Source organism: Paraburkholderia sp. BCC1886, from assembly GCF_900996245.1.
Taxonomy (GTDB): domain Bacteria; phylum Pseudomonadota; class Gammaproteobacteria; order Burkholderiales; family Burkholderiaceae; genus Paraburkholderia.
The window spans coordinates 34396-53512 of sequence record NZ_CAAJGK010000053.1 but is presented as its reverse complement, the minus strand read 5'-3'; the positions used below and the strand labels follow the sequence as shown (position 1 = coordinate 53512).

Genomic DNA, 19117 nt, shown 5'->3' with positions numbered 1-19117 from the left:
AGGAGGTTCAGGCGGCCTTGCGGGTGACTTCGCCATCGCGGGCCAGCAGTGTGGCCGCGACGATGTCGTCCGCGAGATCGATGTTCAGGGCGCCTTCCTTCGTGACGATCAGCTTGAGGAAGTCGAGCAGATTGCGCGCGTACAGCGCCGACGCGTCGGCCGGCACCATCGAAGCCAGATTCGTATAGCCGACGATGGTCACGCCGTGTCGGGTCACGACCTTGTCCGCCTCGGTCAGCGGACAGTTGCCGCCGCGCTGGCCTTCGCTGCCCTCCACTCCGGCGCCGCGGCCGGCGGCGAGATCGACCAGCACGGAGCCGGGTTTCATTGCCTGCACGGTGTCCACCGAAATGAGCGTCGGCGCGGCGCGGCCCGGAATCAGTGCGGTGGAAATTACGACGTCGGCCAGCCTGGCGCGCTCGTGCACCAGCGCCGACTGGCGGGCAAGCCACGAAGCCGGCATCGGCCGCGCGTAACCGCCGACGCCTTGCGCGGCGTCGCGTTCCTCGTCGGTTTCGTAGGGGACATCCAGAAATTTGGCGCCGAGCGATTCGATCTGCTCTTTCACCGCCGGCCGCACGTCCGACGCCTCGATAACGGCGCCTAGGCGTTTGGCAGTCGCGATCGCCTGCAAACCGGCCACACCCGCGCCCAGAATCAGCACGCGGGCGGCTTTGACCGTGCCCGCCGCCGTCATCAGCATCGGCATGAAGCGGGGATAGAGCGTGGCCGCCAGCAGCACCGCCTTGTACCCGGCGATGTTGGCCTGCGAACTCAGCACGTCGAGACTCTGCGCGCGCGTGGTGCGCGGCGCGGCTTCGAGCGCAAAGGCCGTGACACCGGCGGCGGCCAGCTTTGCGGCCTGTTCGGCGTTGAACGGATCGAGCATGCCGACCAGCGTCGCGCCGCGTTTGAGCCACGGCAGTTCGCTGTCGGTGGGCGCCTGGACTTTCAGGACGAGTTCGGCTCCGAACGCGCCGGCCGCATCGACGATTTCCGCGCCGGCGGCGCTGAAGGCCTCGTCGGGATAGCTTGCGCCGGTACCGGCGCCGCTCTGGATCGTGACCCGGTGGCCCTGGGCGACATACTTTTTCACCGTCTCGGGCGTCGCGGCGACGCGGGTCTCGTGCGCGCGCGTCTCGGCTGGCACTCCGATGTGCATCGTGACTCTCCTCGGACTTCCTGTGGGACGACAGAACGGCCGACGAGGCACGCCGGCTTGCAAGTGCAACGGCTAACGTCCCACTGTAACCGATACGAAGACGGGCCCGGAATTGGGGACAATGCGGGGGACAATGCAGAACACGATGTGGCGGATGCAGCGGTCACGATGCCGCAGGCGTCCGGACGCGCCCGCCCGCGGGCAAGCGTCGCCCATAACCGGTAAAATGCGCACCCATGAAACCGGAAACTTGGCTGCCGCACGTGACCGTCGCGGCCATCGTCGAACAGGACGGGCGTTTTCTGCTCGTCGAAGAGCACACGGCCGACGGCCTGCGCCTGAATCAGCCGGCCGGCCATCTGGAAGCGGGCGAGACGCTGCTGGAAGCGGTGGTCCGCGAAACGCTCGAGGAAACGGCTCATCCGTTCGCGCCGCAAGCGTTGGTGGGCATGTACATGACGCATTTCGAGCGGCCCGGCGGCGCTGGGGTGACCTATCTGCGCTTCACCTACTGCGGCACGGCTGGTCCGGCGGACGCGCAACGCGCGCTCGACCCCGACATCGTCCGCACGGTCTGGATGAGCGCCGACGAAATCCGCGCCTGCCCGCAACGGCACCGCACGCCGCTCGTCATGCAGTGCGTGGACGACTACCTGGCCGGCCGGCGTTTTCCGCTTGACTTCGTGCACACGCATTCGGTCGGTCCGTCGTAGATGCAGGCGAACGCCACCCCACGATCAACGAAGCAACGCAGCACCAGTCAGTAGCCAGCGAGTACCTTATGAGCAAGCAGAAAGTCGTAGTAGGCATGTCGGGCGGCGTCGATTCGTCGGTCACCGCATGGCTGCTGAAGGAACAGGGCTACGACGTGGTCGGCCTGTTCATGAAAAACTGGGAAGACGACGACGACAGCGAATACTGTTCGACCCGGCAGGACTGGATCGACGTAGTGTCGGTGGCGGACCTGATCGGCATCGACGTGGAAGCGGTCAACTTCGCGTCGGAATACAAGGACCGCGTGTTCGCCGAATTCCTGCGCGAATACTCGGCCGGCCGCACGCCGAATCCGGACGTGCTGTGCAATGCCGAAATCAAGTTCAAGGCTTTCCTCGACCACGCGATGTCGCTCGGCGCGGAAACCATCGCAACCGGTCACTATGCGCGCGTGCGCGAGAACGACGGCCGCTTCGAACTGCTCAAGGCATTCGATCACACGAAGGACCAGTCCTACTTCCTGCACCGGCTGAATCAGGCGCAACTGTCCAAAACGCTGTTTCCGCTCGGCGAGATGCCTAAAACCAAAGTCCGCGAAATCGCCGAACAGATCGCATTGCCGAATGCGAAGAAAAAAGACTCCACCGGCATCTGCTTTATCGGCGAACGGCCGTTTCGCGACTTCCTGAACCGCTATCTGCCGACCCAACCCGGCCCGATGAAAACCACCGAAGGCAAAACGGTCGGCGAACATATCGGCCTCGCGTTCTACACGTTCGGACAGCGCAAGGGCATCGGACTCGGCGGCAGCAAGGACGGCAGCGGCGAACCGTGGTTCGTGGCGGGCAAGGACATTCCGTCGAACACGCTGTATGTCGCGCAGGGTCACGAGCATCCGTGGCTGCTCAGTCATACGTTGAGCGCCGGCAACACCAGTTGGGTGGCCGGCGAGCCGCCCGCAAACGGCTTCGCATGCGGCGCGAAAACGCGTTACCGGCAGGCCGATGCGGCGTGCCGCTTCGCTGCGGGCGGCGCCGACTCCGGGCTCTTCGAACTCACTTTCGACGCGGCGCAGTGGGCTGTCACACCCGGGCAATCAGCGGTGCTTTACGATGGCGACGTGTGCCTGGGCGGCGGCATCATCGAACACGCGGTGACCGCGCAACCCGCGCTCGCGCCTCGACCGCAAACGGCCGCTCTGCTGACGGCCCGCTAAACTCCGCACCCGGCGCGAGCACCCTGCGTCGCACCGGACAAAAATGCTTAACCCACTAAGCCGTCGTTCCTATTCCTTCGCGGCGGACTCCGCCCACGCCGAGCGCGCGGGCGATCCCTCCGTGAGGTTCTACCTGCACTGGAGTCTGGAGTTCGCATGTTTTCACGACGTTATCTGGCAATGTGGTGCGCGCTGGTTTTGCTCGCCTTCTGCGCGGCGCTCGGCGCCACCCATCATGCTTCATGGTTCTGGACCGTCGTACCGCTCGCGCTCGTCGCGCTCGGCCTGTTCGACCTGACCCAGCCGCGCCATGCGATTCTGCGCAACTATCCGCTGTGGGGCCATTTCCGTTTCGTGTTCGAATTCATCCGACCAGAAATCCGCCAGTATTTCGTTGAAGGCGATACCGACGAGCGGCCGTTCTCGCGCGCGCAGCGCAGCATCGTTTATCAACGCGCGAAGAACGACGTGGACAGCCGGCCATACGGCACCGAACTCGACGTCAAGGCGGTCGCGCACGAATGGATCAGCCACTCGCTCGCTCCGACCACGCTCGAGCATCACGATTTCCGCATCGTCGTCGGTCCCGAACGCGCGCAGCCTTACTCGATGTCGATCTTCAACGTCTCCGCGATGAGCTTCGGCTCGCTGTCGGCAAACGCGATCATGGCGCTGAACCTCGGCGCGAAGAAAGGCAACTTCGCGCACGACACGGGCGAAGGCTCGATGTCGAAATATCACCGCGAGCACGGCGGCGACATCATCTGGGAAATCGCGTCGGGTTATTTCGGTTGCCGCAACGACGACGGCAGTTTCAGCGCCGATAAATTCGCGAAGCAGGCCGCCGATCCGCAAGTAAAGATGATCGAGGTGAAACTGTCGCAAGGTGCGAAGCCAGGTCACGGTGGCGTGCTGCCCGCCGCCAAGATCACACCGGAAATCTCCGAAACGCGTGGCGTGCCGATGGGTCGCGACTGCATCTCGCCGGCCACGCACTCGGAATTCTCGACGCCGCGAGGTCTGCTCGAATTCGTCGAGCGCCTGCGCACGCTGTCGGGCGGCAAGCCGACCGGCTTCAAACTGTGTATCGGCCATCCGTGGGAATTTTTCGGCATCGCCAAGGCCATGCTCGAAACCGGTATCCTGCCGGACTTCATCGTCGTGGACGGCGCGGAAGGGGGCACCGGCGCCGCGCCCCTGGAGTTCACCGACCACGTCGGCGTGCCGCTGCAGGAAGGCTTGCTGCTGGTGCACAACACGCTGGTGGGTATCGGCTTGCGGCAGCGCATCCGCATCGGCGCGAGCGGCAAGATGATCACGGCGTTCGACATCACGAAGACACTCGCGATCGGCGCGGACTGGGTGAACGCCGCGCGCGGCTTCATGTTCGCGGTCGGCTGCATACAGGCGCAGACCTGTCATACCGGCCGTTGCCCGACCGGCGTGGCGACCCAGGACCCTGTACGGCAACGCGCGCTGGTGGTCCCGGACAAGGCGGACCGCGTGTTCAATTTCCATCACAACACGCTGCATGCGTTGAAGGAAATCATTCAGGCCGCGGGCCTCAAGCATCCGGCCGAACTGCGCGCGCATCACATCGTGCGGCGCGTGTCTTCGCACGAGGTGCAACTGATGTCGGAACTGTTGAAGTATCTCGAACCGAACGACCTGCTGAACCGCAACTACCGCTATGCGCTGTTCGAGAAGTGGTGGCCGATTGCACAAAGCGATTCGTTCTCGCCGAAGGTCGAACTGGCCGCGACCTGATCCGGCGCGATGGGCGGTTCAAGGTCTGCTGCAACTAAGAATCCTTAAGAATTCGTCCTATATACAAGCGCGACGGCGGACTTTACATTGGCGTGGTCCTGGTGTCCCACCAGTCACCGCCAGTCACTTCGCTGCCGATCGCTCATGGTCACACTCTCTTCCGCTTCACCGCTGCGGCTAAGCGCGCACACGCAACTCGTCGAAACGCGGCATGGCTGGATGCTGGCCAATCCGAACGACTTCTATCAGGGCCGCGCGCTGCTCGAATACGGCGAATGCGCCGAACTCGAGTCGGCGGTGCTCAGGCAGTTGCTGGTGCGCCCGGGTATCGTCGTCGAAGTCGGCGCGAATATCGGCGTGCACACGGTCACGCTGGCGCGCGAAGCACAGGCCCGCCGCCGCGTGATGGTCGCGTTCGAACCGCAGCCGCTCGTGTTCCAGAATCTCTGCGCGAACCTCGCGGCCAACGGTATCGTCAACGTGCTTGCGTGGCCGTATGCGTGCGGCGCCGAAGACAGCACGCTGCATTTTTCTCCGCCCGACTATTTCGTACCGGGCGACTTCGGCGCGGTGTCCATGCAAACGGAAGCCGGCCCGGACACCATTCCCGTGCCCTGCGTTCGCCTCGACGACGCGTTGCGCTCGCACGCGGTCAGTCTGCTGAAACTGGATGTCGAAGGTTTCGAGTTGAAAGTGCTGCAAGGCGCCGTGGAAACGCTCACGCAATCGCGACCCACGCTCTATCTCGCGAACGACTGGCTCGACCGCTCGCGGGCGCTGATCGAATGGTTGTGGCGCATGGACTACCGGATGTGGTGGCATTTGCCTCCACTCTTCAACCCTGCGAATTTTCGCGGACGCGCCGAGAATATTTTCGGCACCTCGCGCTCGAGCAACATGCTCGCATTGCCGCGCGAACTGTCCATGGAAATGGAAGGCTTCGTCGAAGTCACCGATTCGACCGCTCATGCGCTGATTGCGCAGGCGGGTTAGCCGGGCGGCGCACTACCGGCTTCCGCTTCACGCGTCACACCGCCCGCGCGCACTCGCGCGCCGATCCGCTCGCCCCGAGCGGTCAAAACGGACGCCCCCCTCCCTTTCCGTTAAAATCTCGGGTTTAGCACTTCGCTCCACGGCCATCTCGCGCTGCGGCATTTGCGGCGCGGCCCACTGCCCGAAAGGCACTTCATGCTCACGTTTCAGCAAATCATCCTGACAATGCAGTCCTACTGGGACAAGCAGGGTTGTGCGTTGCTTCAGCCCATCGACATGGAAGTCGGCGCGGGCACGTCTCACGTTCACACCTTCCTGCGCGCAATCGGTCCCGAACCGTGGCGAGCCGCGTACGTGCAACCCTCGCGTCGTCCGAAAGACGGCCGCTATGGCGAAAATCCCAACCGTCTGCAGCATTACTACCAGTACCAGGTCGTGCTCAAGCCGGCGCCGGAAAACATTCTCGACCTGTATCTCGGCTCGCTCGAAGCGCTCGGCTTCGATCTGAAACAGAACGACGTGCGCTTCGTCGAAGACGATTGGGAAAACCCCACGCTCGGCGCCTGGGGTCTCGGCTGGGAAGTGTGGCTGAACGGCATGGAAGTCACCCAGTTCACCTACTTCCAGCAAGTGGGCGGTCTGGACTGCAAGCCGGTGCTCGGCGAAATCACCTACGGGCTCGAACGTCTGGCCATGTATTTGCAGAAGGTCGAAAACGTCTACGACCTGGTCTGGACCGAGTGGGAAGAGCAAGGCCCGAACGGCCCGGAAATTCGCCGCCTGACGTACGGCGACGTGTATCACCAGAACGAAGTCGAACAGTCCACCTATAACTTCGAATACGCGAACGTCGACCTGCTGTTCTCGATCTTCAACAGCTACGAAGCGGAAGCCAAACGCATGATCGAAGCGCAGATCGCGTTGCCCGCTTACGAGCTGGTGCTAAAGGCCGGCCACACCTTCAACCTGCTCGACGCGCGCGGCGCGATTTCCGTGACGGAACGCGCGGCCTACATCGGCCGGATTCGCGCACTGTCGAAGCTGGTTGCGCAGGCTTATTACGACTCGCGCGAAAAACTCGGCTTCCCGATGCTCGGCAATCCGGTGCACGGCGTGCCCGGCCTCACCACCGACGCACAGGATGCCGCGATGCCCGCGTGGGCGCCGCCGCTGAAAGTCGAACGCAAGATCGACCCGGACTGACGAGACACTCACCTCATGACTCAACCCCAACACGCAACCCTGCTCGTCGAACTGCTGACCGAAGAACTGCCGCCCAAAGCGCTCGCGCGCCTCGGCGACGCATTCGCCGAAGGCATTGCCGAGCGCCTCGCGGCGCGCGACCTGATCGAAGGCGAACTGTCGTTCGAACGTTACGCCACGCCGCGCCGCCTCGCGATCACCATCAAGAACGTGCGCGCGGTCGCGCCGGAGCGCCACGTGCGCGAGAAGGTCCTGCCGGTTTCGGTGGCACTGGACAAAGACGGCCAGCCCACCGCGCCGCTCGCGAAGAAACTGGCCGCGCTCGGCTTCCCGGATTTTTCGGTGAACGACCTGGAGCGCGCGCAGGACGGCAAGGCCGAAGCGTTCTTCCTGCGCTATGCCGCGCCGGGCGCGACGCTTGCGGAAGGCCTGCAAACCGCGCTCGACGAAACGCTCGCCAGGCTGCCGATTCCGAAGGTCATGACCTATCAGCGCCCGGACGGCACCAATGTGCAATTCGTGCGGCCGGTGCATCGCCTGACTACGCTGCATGGCGATGAAGTGGTACCGGTCAGCGCACTGGGCGTCGATGCCGACGACACCACGCTCGGCCACCGTTTCCTGTCGGAAGGTTTCGTGCAGATCCAGCACGCCGACTCGTACGCCGACACGTTGATGCATAAGGGCCGCGTGGTCGCGAGTTTCGCCGACCGCAAGGAGACCATCCGCACGCATCTGCTCGCGCAGGCCGACGGCGACCAGGTGGTGATGCCCGAATCGCTGCTGGATGAAGTGACGTCGCTGGTCGAATGGCCGGTGGTGTACGCGTGCCGTTTCGAGGACGAGTTCCTGCAAGTGCCGCAGGAATGTCTGATCCTCACGATGCAGACCAACCAGAAATACTTCGCACTGACGGACGCGAGCGGCAAGCTGCGTTCGCGCTTTCTGATCGTCTCGAATATCGAAACGGCGACGCCGGGCGATATCGTCGAAGGCAACGAACGCGTGGTGCGTCCGCGTCTGGCCGATGCGAAGTTCTTCTTCGAGCAGGACAAGAAGAAGCCGCTGGCCGATCGCGTGCCATTGCTCGCCAACGTGGTCTATCACAACAAACTCGGCTCGGCGCTGCAACGCGTGGAACGCGTCGAAGCGCTGGCCGGTGAAATCGCCGGCATGACCGGCGCGGACGCGGCGCTCGCGAAGCGCGCAGCGCGTCTCGCGAAGGCCGACCTGATTACCGACATGGTCGGCGAATTCCCCGAGTTGCAGGGCACGATGGGCACCTACTACGCACGTCACGACGGCGAGCCGGAAGAGGTGGCGCTGGCCTGCTCGGAACACTATCAACCGCGCTTCTCCGGCGACGCGTTGCCGGTCACGGCAACCGGCACCGTCGTCGCGCTCGCCGACAAGCTCGAAACGCTGGTCGGGATCTGGGGCATCGGCCTGCAGCCCACCGGCGAGAAAGATCCGTTCGCGTTGCGCCGTCATGCGCTCGGCGTGCTGCGCATCCTCGTCGAAAAGCAGTTGCCGGTCGACTTCATCGAACTGTTGCGCGCGGCTTATGCGACGTTCGCCACGGTACCGAACGTCGCCGACTCGACGCAGGCCATCTACGAATTCAGCCTGGATCGTCTGCGTGGTCTGTTGCGCGAACGCGGCTACGCGCCGGGCGAAATCGACGCTGTACTCGCGCTCAACCCGACGCGTCTGGACGACATCGTCGCGCGCCTCGACGCGGTGCGCGAGTTCGCGGCGCTGCCGGAAGCGGCGTCGCTCGCCGCCGCCAACAAGCGCATCTCGAACATCCTGAAGAAGTCGGAAGGTCTCGCGACTACCGGCGGCGTGCAGGTCACGCTGCTGATCGAGTCGGCGGAAAAAGCCTTGCACGCGCAACTCGAGCAGGTGGCGCCGCGCGTGCAATCGCAACTCGCCGCGCGCGACTACACCGGTGCGCTGACCGCGCTCGCCGCGTTACGCGAACCGGTCGACACGTTCTTCAACGACGTGATGGTCAACGCCGAAGATCCGGCGTTGCGTGCCAACCGTCTGGCTTTGCTCGGCGCACTGCATCAGCAGATGAATTGCGTCGCCGACATTTCCCGACTCGCCGCCTGAGCCCCGCGCCATGCCGACCAAAAAAGTGGTGATCCTCGACCGCGACGGCGTGATCAACGTCGACTCCGACGCGTACATCAAGTCGCCGGACGAGTGGGTCGCCCTGCCCGGTTCGCTCGAAGCGATCGCGCGTCTGAACCAGGCCGGTTATCGCGTCGCCATCGCGACGAACCAGTCGGGCATCGGCCGCGGTCTGTTCGACATGAACGCGCTCAACGCGATGCATCTCAAGATGCATCGCGTCGCGGCGGCGGTCGGCGGGCGCATCGACGCGGTGTTCTTCTGCCCGCATACGGCGGAAGATCACTGCGAATGCCGCAAGCCGAAACCCGGCATGCTGAAAATGATCGCCGAGCGTTTCGAGGTCGATCCGGAACATACCCCGGTGGTCGGCGACGCGATACGCGATCTGCAAGCGGGCGCGGCGCTCGGTCATCCCACGCATCTGGTGCTGACCGGCAAGGGTCGCAAAACGCTGGCAGCGGGCGGTTTGCCCGACGGCACGAAGGTGCATGCCGACCTGCGCGCGTTCGCGCTCGACTTCCTCGCCGACGCGCAGGACTGAGCGTCCGTTGCGACACCTCTCCGACAACACGCACGCCACCTGCACCCTCTTCCCTCACCGACCACGCCGATGCGCTTCATTCGTTCGCTGCTCCTCCTGATTTACTTCGTGCTGTTCACGGTGCCGTACGCCACGGCGTGCTTCATCGCATTTCCGTTCATGCGCGCCGACAACCGCTACTGGATGGCGGCGGGCTGGTGTCGCGCCACGTTGCACACGGTGCGCTGGCTGAACGGCATTCGCTACCGGATCGAAGGCTACGAGAATCTGCCCGACGGTCCCGCGGTGCTGCTGTCCAAGCATCAATCGGCGTGGGAGACGCTGGCTTTTCCCGCGCTGATGCCGCGCCCGCTGTGCTATGTCTTCAAGCGTGAATTGCTGTTCGTGCCGTTCTTCGGCTGGGCGCTCGGCATGCTGAAGATGGTTCACATCGATCGCAAGGAAGGCAAGTACGCCTTCGACTCGGTGATCCGGCAAGGCAAGCAGCGCATGGAAGAAGGCGCGTGGGTCATCATGTTTCCGGAAGGCACGCGTACGCCTACCGGCAAGCAGGGCAAATACAAAACCGGCGGCCCGCGCTTTGCGATCGCCACCGGTGCGCCGGTCGTGCCGATCGCGCACAACGCAGGGCGCGTCTGGCCACGTAACTCGTTTTTAAAATATGCGGGTATAGTCACAGTGTCGATCGGCAAGCCGATCGACACCACGGGGCTCACGCCCGACGAAGTGAACCGGCGCGTCGAACAGTGGATCGAAACGGAAATGCGCCGCATCGATCCTGCCGCCTACCCCGCAGCGGAAAGCACCTCTACCGCCGCATCAATCTGACGCGCTGACGCCCACGAGGGCGTTCTTGCGCGAAGCCGAATCCGATGCAGAAGTCTCCTACGCCGCAGTCCGCTGCGGCGCTCGATAACCGGCAACTCGATCTCCCGCTCTTCGCCGAACCGGGGTCCGTGTCGTCGCCGTCACCGTCCTCAGCCTCCGCACCGCCGGCATCGCCGGGCGGGTCGCCGGCCAAACCGCCGCATGTTGCGCCACCCGCCACGTTGCTCGCGCCAGATGGCAGCAAGCTAAGAAGCGTCGTAATCGGCCCGCGCACCCTGCATTACGCACTCAAGCGTTCGGCGCGTCGCTCGATCGGCTTTGCGATCGACAGCACGGGACTCACCATCACCGCACCGCGTTGGGTCACGCTCGCTGATATCGAAACGGCAATCACCGAAAAGCAGCGCTGGATTTTTACGAAGCTGATTGAATGGCAGACGCGTGTCGAGCAGCGCGCGTTGCCGAAGGTCGACTGGAAAGACGGCGCCGAAGTCCCTTATTTAGGGCAACCGGTGCGCGTGACGCTCGGCGCGCCGCGCGGCACGCTGGCGTTCAACGCGCTCGACGCGGCGCTGCAAATACCGCTGCCCTTGCAAGCGGACCCGCAACAGATCAAAGACCGCGTACAGGGCTGGTTGCAAGGCGAAGCCAAACGTCTGTTCGGCGAGCGCCTCGCGATCTACGCGGAAAAACTCGGCGTGAACTATCGCGCGTATGCGCTCTCTTCCGCGGCCACGCGGTGGGGCAGTTGTTCGAGCGACGGCAAGATCCGTCTGAACTGGCGGCTGATCCACTTTCCGCTGTCCATCATCGACTACGTGGTCGCGCACGAACTGGCGCATCTGCGGGAGATGAATCACAGTCCGCGCTTCTGGGAAACCGTCGAATCGATTTTTCCGGAGTTCCGCGAAGCGCGGCAAACACTCAAGTCGCATCCGCCGGAATTACTGCCGACGTTGTAATGCGCTTTACTTCTTTTTTTGAATGAACTCGATCTTGTAGCCGTCCGGGTCCGTCACGAACGCGATCACGGTGCTGCCGTGTTTCATCGGACCCGCTTCGCGCACGACGTTGCCGCCCTGCGCCTTGATCTTGTCGCACGCGGCGTAGGCGTCTTCAACCTCCACGGCGAGGTGACCGAACGCGGTGCCGAGATCGTACGACGGCGTATCCCAGTTGTGCGTGAGTTCGATGACCGCGCCATCGCGCTCGTCCGTGTAGCCGACGAAAGCCAGCGTGAATTTGCCGTCGGGGAATTCTTCACGACGCAGCAGTTTCATGCCGAGCAGGTCGGTGTAGAAGGCGATCGAGCGGTCCAGGTCGCCGACGCGAAGCATGGTGTGTAGCAGGCGCATGAGGTACTCCGTTTGTGCGTGAGAAAAAAGAGCGTCAATGTACCCGGAATCGCGTCACATTGCAGAGCGCGGGACGCATGAGGAGCCACGCTTCAGACCCGCACTCCGGCCTGGGCCTTGCCCTGTAACACCTGCGCGACCTGCACGTATTCCGCTACCGGCACGTCTTCGGCGCGGCGCTGCAGATCGAAACCGAGCGCCTCGAAGTCCACCGAGTCGCGATACGCGGCCAACGTATTGCGCAGCATCTTGCGGCGCTGCGAGAACGCCGCCGTCACCAGTTCGCCGAGCACACGCTGATCCACCGGCGGCAGTTCGTGCAACTCGTACGGGATCATCCGCACGATCGCCGAATCGACCTTGGGCGGCGGCTGGAACGCTTCGGGCGGCACGTCGAGTTGCTTGTCGATCACGTAGCGATACTGCAGCATCACGGACAGGCGGCTGAATGCCTTGGTGCCCGGCTCCGCGACCATTCGCTCGACGACTTCGTTCTGCAGCATGAAATGCTGGTCGATCACCTTGTGCGCGAACTCCGTCAGATGAAACAGCAGCGGACTCGAAATGTTGTACGGCAGGTTGCCGACGATGCGCAGCGACGCCTTCTCCTGCGGCAAGGCCAGCGAACCGAAGTCGAACGCGAGCGCATCGCCCGAATGCAGTTCGAGCAGTTCGCCGAATTTCGTCTTCAGACGGCCGATCAGATCGCGGTCCAGTTCGACGGCGTGCAACGGCGACTCCGGCGTCGCGAGACGTTCGATCAACGGTCCGGTCAGCGCGCCGAGTCCCGGGCCGATCTCGACCATGCGCTCGCCGCGCTGCGGCGCGATCACGTCGACGATCGAATCGATCACGCCCATGTCGACCAGAAAATTCTGTCCGAAACGCTTGCGCGCGATATGACCTTGATGGCGGCCTGGTTGCTGTCTGCTGGTGGACATCGAAGAAACGCTAAGAAAGAGAACTGCTTAAGAAAAGAGGCCCGTCGCGGCGGCGGACGGCGCCTGGATAGCACGCAACTTCACGTCGGGTACGCATGGTACTAACGGCGCACACCAAAGCATGCCGCCGCTTCAACCCGCGCGACGATGTTGCGCCATGAAAACCGCGGTGTCGATCGCAGCGATCAGGCTGCCCGAGTCGGCGCGGCCGGTGCCGGCCAGATCGAGCGCGGTGCCGTGATCGACCGACGTGCGGATGATCGGCAAACCGAGCGTGATATTGATACCTTCGCCGAACGTCGCGTACTTCAACACCGGCAAGCCCTGATCGTGGAACATGGCCAGCACGCAGTCGGCCTGCTCGAGATAGCGCGGCTGAAACAGCGTATCGGCGGGATACGGTCCGCGCGCGTCGATACCCTGCTGGTTCGCGAGATTAAGCGCCGGCGTGATGACGTCGATTTCCTCGCGGCCGAGATAACCGTTTTCACCCGCATGCGGGTTCAGGCCGGTGACCAGAATACGCGGCGCGGGCAGACCGAAATGATGTCGCAGATCGTGATCGACGATGCGCAGCGTTTCGAGCAGACTCTCCACCGACAACGCCGCCGACACGTCCTTGAGCGGCAGATGGGTGGTCGCGAGCGCAACGCGCAACGGCCGCTGGCCGCTGCCGGCCAGCATCATCACGACCTGGCGGGTGTGCGTGCGTTCGGCGAGATATTCGGTGTGGCCGGTGAACGGCACTCCGGCATCGTTGATCGTGCTCTTTTGCAGCGGTGCGGTGACGATGGCGTCGAAGCGGCCCGCCACCGCACCGTCGATGGCGCAGTCGAGCAGATCGAGCACGTATAGGCCGTTGGCCGCGTCGAGCTTGCCGGCCACGGACGGCGTGCCGAGCGGCCGGTGCTGCACCTCGATGCGCTCGCCGTTCGCGAGCAACGCGTCCCAATCGACACCGACCGCGCGCGCGCGTTCGGCGAGCAGGTTCGCGTCGCCGAGCACCGTGAAGCGTGCGTGCGGCCAATGCGTCGCTGCGCCGGCCAGCGCCTGCGCCGTCAGTTCGGGACCGACGCCGGCGGGCTCGCCGGTCGTCATCGCGATCTGCAGGTGCGGGGAGGCGGGCTGCGCGGCTTGGGTCATGATGAGTTCTTGGGGTCGGCTTAGCGCGAAGCCGACAGATCCGGCTTCACTTCCACGTACGCCGTGTCGCGCAGTTCGCGCAGCCAGTCGGCGTAGGCCTGTTCGGCCTTGCGTTGACCGATGGCCTGACGCGCGAGATCCATCTGCTGCGACACCGAGCCTTGCGATTCGCGACGGCCCAGCACCTGGATCAGGTGATAGCCATACTCGCTGCGCACCGGGTCGCTGATCTGACCGTCCTGCAGGCTGTTCATCGCGCGCTCGAATTCCGGCACCGTTTCGCCCGGGCTGATCCAGCCGAGGTCGCCGCCTTGCGACGACGAACCGTCTTGCGAGTACGTATGCGCGAACTTCGAGAAGTCGCCGCCGTTGGCGATCTGCTGGCGGATTTCCAGCAGCTTCTGACGCGCTTGCGGTTCGGACATGCCGTCGCCGACGCGCAGCAGAATGTGACGCACGTGGGTTTGCACGAGCTTCGGCGCATCCGAACTGGTGCCCTGGCCCGCGCGACGATCGACGAGGCGCACGATTTCGAAGCCGTCGGCCGTACGGATCAGATCGGGACTGACCTGACCGGGACGCAACGTGGAGGCGGCCGTGACGAATTCCGGCGGCAGTTTGGACGGCGCCATGAAGCCGATGTCACCGCCCTTCGATGCGTCCGGCGCCTGCGAATTCGACTTCGCGAGCTTTTCGAAATTCGCGCCGCCCTTCGCTTCGGTCAACAGCGCCTGGGCTTTTTGCTGCGCGGCTTCGATATCCGTTTCCGGCGCGTTCTGCGCAGCCTTCAGCAAGATGTGCTCGATGCGCAGATCGCTGGTCTGACCGGCGCCCGGTCCGCGCTGGCTGGCGATGTAGTTCGCGACCTCGGCGTCCGACACGGTGACCTTGCTGTCCACTTCCTTCTCACGCAGACGCGACAGCGTGAGTTCGGTGCGCGCGTCGTTCGTGAAGGTGGACCAGGGCACGCCTTGCGCCTCGATGCGCGCGCGATAGATTTCGATCGACATGTTGTTCGCCTGCGCGAGCCGCTCGAGCGTTTTTTGCACGGCCGCGTCGTCGATGACGATGCCGTCTTCCTTCGCCTTCTGCAGCTGGATGCGCTCCAGCACCATCTGCGTGAGCACCTGCTGGCGCAACTGGTCCTGCGGCGGGACCGGTGCGTTCTGCTGCTGCAGCCGGCGCGAGATGAGACCCATGCGCTCGTCGAGCTCGCGCCGCGTGATGACACCGTTGTTGACCACTGCGGCAATGGTATCGACCGTCTGCCCGTTACTGCCGGAAGACAGCGCCTGCGCCTGTGCGGGCGCCACGACCAGGAAGGACGCCGCAGCCGCAAGACCGGCCGCGAGCGTTGCCAAGCGAAGCTTTTTCATGATTGCCACAGATACTCCAATGATGTCGGGCGCGCATGGCCCGTCTTTTCGCATGCAATGAATGAGCGGGCGAACGTCATTCGTAATTGGTGAAACGCGCTTCCGGCGCGGGCGGCGGCGGCAGCGGCGTGTAGCCCGCCACGCTCGCGCGGAATGCCGTGACGAGACCGTTGTCCACGCTCGACAAACCCTTGAACGTGAGCTGCGCGAGAAAGCGCGTGCTCGACTGGTACTGCCCCGACGTGTTCACACCGTTCGCGTAGCGCTGGATGCCGGCGCCGAGCGTCCAGCAGTCGGCGTCGTATTGCAGACCGATCAAACCGTCGACGACGCGGTGACCGCCGAGGTCGTAGTTGATGCGGCCGACACCGTACACCCGATGCGTGAGCGGCCATTGACCCGACACCAGCAACTGGTTGATCGGCTGGTTGTCCAGCGTGGTGTTCGCGCGCGTGTAGCGGTAGGCGACGTTGATTACCTTGCTGGTGCCCGGGCTAAAGCCGAAACCGATGCTGGTCTTCATCAGCTCGTTGTTGTCGGCATTATATTGGAACGCAGTTTCCGACGCGAAACCGGCCCCGAGCTTGAGCGACGCACCCGCGATCAGGTCCGAGTGCGTGGCCTGCGTGCTGGTTTGCGTCGGCAGCAGCGTGACGCGCTGATCCTGGAAGTAATACTCCTGCGCGAGCACGAAACGCGCGCGCTCGTCGCCGGTCGCCGGGTTGATGAAGCGCGTGGTGATGGCCGCGGTCAGGCGGTTCGCGTCGGCGATCCGGTCGTTACCGACGAAGGTGTTCGGCGTGAAGATTTCCGCCAGCCCGAAGTCGGAGTCGGCCGTGTCGAACAGCGGCGCCGATTCCTGGTTGCGGTACGGCGTGTACACGTAATACAGACGCGGTTCCAGCGTCTGGATGTAATCCTCGCCGAAGATGCGCACCGAGCGGTCGAAAATCAGCCCGGTGTCGAAGCTCAGCGTGGGAATCGATTCGGTGAAGTTCTTCGGCGTACCCACCGGCACGTCGTCGCCGATGTTGTTCAGGTTGTACGACGCGAAGTGCCATTGCACCTTCGGCGTGACGAAATAACCCGGCCCGACTACCGAATACGACAGGTACGGGTTGAACATGACCCGTTGACCCTGGGTCGTGTCGGCCGTGGTAATGCGGAAATTCGAGTAGTCGGCTTCCGTGCCGAAGTCGAACCCGCCGATGTTGTACTTCGCGTACTTGACGTTCAACTGCGGCTCGCGGCCATACGGCGCGACCGACGGCGTCAGTGTCTGCCAGTGCTGCTCGCGCGCGAGCACCGACCACGGGCCGTTGTTGTACGTCAACCCGGCTTCCTGTTGATACAGGAGCTGGGTGCCGTTCATGAACTGGTTCACCGACGACGACAGGTCTTCCGGATACGTATTGTCCGAAACCTTGTTGTAGTAGATGTAGCCGCCGAAACCGTTACCGAAATTCTGGTTGTGCTGGATATACAGCGCGTAACGGTTGGTCTTCGTGATGTGATCGTCCGGCAGGAATTCGCCGGTGATCGACCCGGAATACGTGGGCGACAGATAACGGAATGTCGACTGCAACTGCACGCCGCGCTTCGAGATGAGCCGCGGCGTGACCGTCAGGTCGCGGTTCGGCGCGAGGTTGAAATAGTACGGTACCGAGAGTTCGAAGCCGTTGGTCGAACTCAGCGAGAACGTGGGCGGCAGCACGCCGCTGCGCCGCTCGCCCGACAGCGGAAACGACAGCCACGGCGACGCGAACACCGGCACGCCCTGGAAGAACAGCACGCCGTTATGGGCGACGCCTTCGTCCGCGCCCGTGTCGAAATCGAATTCGCTACCCTTGATGTACCAGGCCGGATTGTCTTCGCAGTCGCACGCCGTGTACGTGCCTTTGGTGAACACCGAACGCTCGTTGTCGAGCAGATCGACGCGCTCCGCGCTGCCCGAACCGCCGGTCAGGTTGAAGTGGTACTTCGGCGCGCTCATGTAGCCTTCGCTCGAATCCACCCGCATGTGCGCTTCCGGCCCGACGAAGGTATTGCCGCTATTGGCCACGTGAACATGGCCGTAAGCGTCGGCCATGTCGGTGTCTTCGTCGTAGTGAAGTGCGTCCGCCTTGATGACCACCGCATTGCGGCGTATCTCGGCCGAGCCCTTCGCGGCCATGTCCTGATCGGTCGTGCCGCTGGTGGTGTCGCCGAGTACGAAGGTCGCCGGCTTCTGGCCAGGCTGCAACGGATGTTCTTCGAGTTGCGGGGCGAGTTGCATGCCCCAGGGCAAATCGATCGATTGCGGCTGCGCGGCTTCCCCGACCAACTGGGCGTGCGCAAGTGCGGGCATCAGGCCCGGAACGGCGATCAACGCCGCGACGAGCCGCCTTTTGCGCGGGACGACAGCACAAGAGGGAGTCGGTTGGGAAAACTGTCTAGGCGGCATGTATCGTTTGGCGAATCGGCCCGTGGGTCAGCTTGTGCAGTCACGATCCACCGCCTGCACGAGCTGACCGTGACAGTCGGCTGCACATGAATATTGACAATCTGTCGAACGGTGCGGCGGGCGGTAAAACGGAATACGCGAAAGCTGGCGTGAGTCGCGTCAAAAAAGTCGTGGGGTATTATATGGCAAGACGTTGCCCCTCTGAATTTGCCGCAGGATTTCATGCAGCTACCCCCCTCCCAAGACACCACCGACCTGCGCCTCGAACGCCTCGAGGCCTGGCTCAAGCCCCACGCCACACGCTATGCGCTCGATCTGGCCACACTGGTTCCGGCTTCCTCGGACGCCAGTTTCCGGCGCTATTTCCGGCTCGCCGGTAAGGCGGCGGAAGATGAAAGCGCCGGCACGCTGATCGCCGTGGACGCGCCCCCGCCCGAGAAGTGCCGGGAATTCGTGCAGGTCGCGCAGTTGCTCGGCGCCGCGAACGTGACAGTGCCGCGGGTGCTGGAAGTCGACTTCGACGCCGGCTTCATGCTGGTGACCGACCTGGGCACCGCGTCCTATCTCGCCGCGCTGACCGAAGCCCAAACCGCCGACGAACCGCGCGCAGCCCGCACGCTGATGCGCGATGCGCTCGACGCGCTGATCCGCTGGCAACTCACCTCGCGCGAAGACTTGCTGCCGGCGTTCGACGAAGCCTTTCTGCGCCGCGAGATGGAGTTGCTGCCCGAGTGGTTCATCGGCCGCCATCTGGGCCGTGAGATCGACGACAAAACCCGCGGGCTGCTCGACCGTACGTTTGCGCTGCTGATCGCGAGCGCCCGCGCGCAACCTCAGGCGTTCATGCTGCGCGACTTCATGCCGCGCAACCTGATGGTCCTGCCGGCAGGCAACCCCGGCGTGCTGGACTTCCAGGACGCGGTGTACGGCCCGATCACCTACGACGTGGCGTCGCTGCTGCGCGACGCATTTATCGGCTGGGACGAGGAGTTCGAGCTCGACTGCTTCGTGTACTACTGGGAGCGCGCGAAAAAGGCTGGCTTGCCGGTCGATCCGGATTTCGGCGAGTTTTACCGCCAGCTCGAATGGATGGGCCTGCAACGGCATATCAAGGTGCTCGGCCTGTTCTGCCGCATCAACTATCGCGACGGCAAGCCGCACTACATGAAAGACCTGCCGCGCTTCATCGGCTATGCGCGCAAGGTCGCCGAACGTTATGCGCCGCTGCGCCCGTTCGCGCGACTGCTCGACGAACTCGAAGGGCGTGCCGACGAAGTCGGCTACACGTTCTAG

General features: G+C 63.8%; 16 protein-coding genes. 10 read left to right on the top strand and 6 right to left on the bottom strand.

Features of this window, described 5'->3' with window-relative positions; genetic code table 11:
• Positions 1 to 7: 7 nt before the first annotated feature.
• Entirely contained in the window at positions 8 to 1162 is a 1155-nt protein-coding gene (locus FQ746_RS20885) for a Re/Si-specific NAD(P)(+) transhydrogenase subunit alpha (RefSeq protein ID WP_144111554.1), read from the bottom strand.
• A 236-nt stretch (positions 1163 to 1398) separates the two neighbouring features.
• Here FQ746_RS20885 and FQ746_RS20880 point away from each other — a divergent pair, with 236 nt between their 5' ends.
• The 9 genes from FQ746_RS20880 to FQ746_RS20840 all read left to right on the top strand — a co-directional run bounded on the left by FQ746_RS20880 (position 1399) and on the right by FQ746_RS20840 (position 11528).
• Positions 1399 to 1875 carry an NUDIX hydrolase gene (locus tag FQ746_RS20880; protein WP_144111553.1) on the top strand — a complete coding sequence of 159 codons (477 nt, stop codon included), beginning with the start codon at positions 1399 to 1401 and terminating at the stop codon, positions 1873 to 1875.
• 68 nt (positions 1876 to 1943) lie between these two features.
• Positions 1944 to 3092 carry a tRNA 2-thiouridine(34) synthase MnmA gene (gene mnmA / locus FQ746_RS20875; protein ID WP_144111552.1) on the top strand — a complete coding sequence of 383 codons (1149 nt, stop codon included), beginning with the start codon at positions 1944 to 1946 and terminating at the stop codon, positions 3090 to 3092.
• A 156-nt stretch (positions 3093 to 3248) separates the two neighbouring features.
• On the top strand, positions 3249 to 4859 hold the full coding sequence (locus FQ746_RS20870) for an FMN-binding glutamate synthase family protein (protein WP_144111551.1): 1611 nt from the start codon (positions 3249 to 3251) through the stop codon (positions 4857 to 4859).
• Between the two features lie 144 nt (positions 4860 to 5003).
• Positions 5004 to 5852: an FkbM family methyltransferase gene (locus FQ746_RS20865; RefSeq protein ID WP_222105892.1), complete on the top strand. Its 849-nt coding sequence runs from the start codon at positions 5004 to 5006 to the stop codon at positions 5850 to 5852.
• A 195-nt stretch (positions 5853 to 6047) separates the two neighbouring features.
• The gene (gene glyQ / locus FQ746_RS20860; RefSeq protein ID WP_144111550.1) at positions 6048 to 7055 is read left to right on the top strand and encodes a glycine--tRNA ligase subunit alpha; all 1008 of its coding nucleotides are present in this window, start codon (positions 6048 to 6050) and stop codon (positions 7053 to 7055) included.
• 15 nt (positions 7056 to 7070) lie between these two features.
• Complete coding sequence (gene glyS, locus FQ746_RS20855) at positions 7071 to 9173, top strand: glycine--tRNA ligase subunit beta (protein WP_144111549.1); 2103 nt, start codon at positions 7071 to 7073, stop codon at positions 9171 to 9173.
• A 10-nt stretch (positions 9174 to 9183) separates the two neighbouring features.
• Complete coding sequence (gmhB, locus tag FQ746_RS20850) at positions 9184 to 9738, top strand: D-glycero-beta-D-manno-heptose 1,7-bisphosphate 7-phosphatase (RefSeq protein WP_144111548.1); 555 nt, start codon at positions 9184 to 9186, stop codon at positions 9736 to 9738.
• Between the two features lie 69 nt (positions 9739 to 9807).
• Positions 9808 to 10566, top strand: coding sequence for a lysophospholipid acyltransferase family protein (locus FQ746_RS20845; RefSeq protein WP_144111547.1), 759 nt, complete (start codon positions 9808 to 9810; stop codon positions 10564 to 10566).
• 44 nt (positions 10567 to 10610) lie between these two features.
• Positions 10611 to 11528 (top strand): M48 family metallopeptidase, encoded by a 918-nt coding sequence (locus FQ746_RS20840; protein WP_144111546.1) that lies wholly within the window; start codon positions 10611 to 10613, stop codon positions 11526 to 11528.
• A gap of 6 nt (positions 11529 to 11534) precedes the next feature.
• On the opposite strand, the gene gloA is transcribed toward FQ746_RS20840, so the two are convergent.
• The 5 genes from gloA to FQ746_RS20815 form a co-directional block, all read right to left on the bottom strand.
• A complete protein-coding gene (gloA, locus tag FQ746_RS20835) occupies positions 11535 to 11921 on the bottom strand; it encodes a lactoylglutathione lyase (protein ID WP_144111545.1) in 387 nt (128 codons plus the stop codon).
• A 92-nt stretch (positions 11922 to 12013) separates the two neighbouring features.
• Positions 12014 to 12862: a 16S rRNA (adenine(1518)-N(6)/adenine(1519)-N(6))-dimethyltransferase RsmA gene (gene rsmA, locus FQ746_RS20830; protein ID WP_144111544.1), complete on the bottom strand. Its 849-nt coding sequence runs from the start codon at positions 12860 to 12862 to the stop codon at positions 12014 to 12016.
• A 132-nt stretch (positions 12863 to 12994) separates the two neighbouring features.
• A complete protein-coding gene (gene pdxA, locus FQ746_RS20825) occupies positions 12995 to 14005 on the bottom strand; it encodes a 4-hydroxythreonine-4-phosphate dehydrogenase PdxA (protein WP_144111543.1) in 1011 nt (336 codons plus the stop codon).
• Between the two features lie 20 nt (positions 14006 to 14025).
• Positions 14026 to 15390, bottom strand: a complete 1365-nt coding sequence (locus FQ746_RS20820; RefSeq protein ID WP_186310786.1) for a peptidylprolyl isomerase — start codon at positions 15388 to 15390, stop codon at positions 14026 to 14028.
• Between the two features lie 67 nt (positions 15391 to 15457).
• Positions 15458 to 17824, bottom strand: coding sequence for an LPS-assembly protein LptD (locus tag FQ746_RS20815; protein WP_144111541.1), 2367 nt, complete (start codon positions 17822 to 17824; stop codon positions 15458 to 15460).
• A gap of 222 nt (positions 17825 to 18046) precedes the next feature.
• On the opposite strand from FQ746_RS20815, the gene FQ746_RS20810 reads away from it, so the two are divergent.
• Positions 18047 to 19117: an aminoglycoside phosphotransferase family protein gene (locus tag FQ746_RS20810; protein WP_144111540.1), complete on the top strand. Its 1071-nt coding sequence runs from the start codon at positions 18047 to 18049 to the stop codon at positions 19115 to 19117.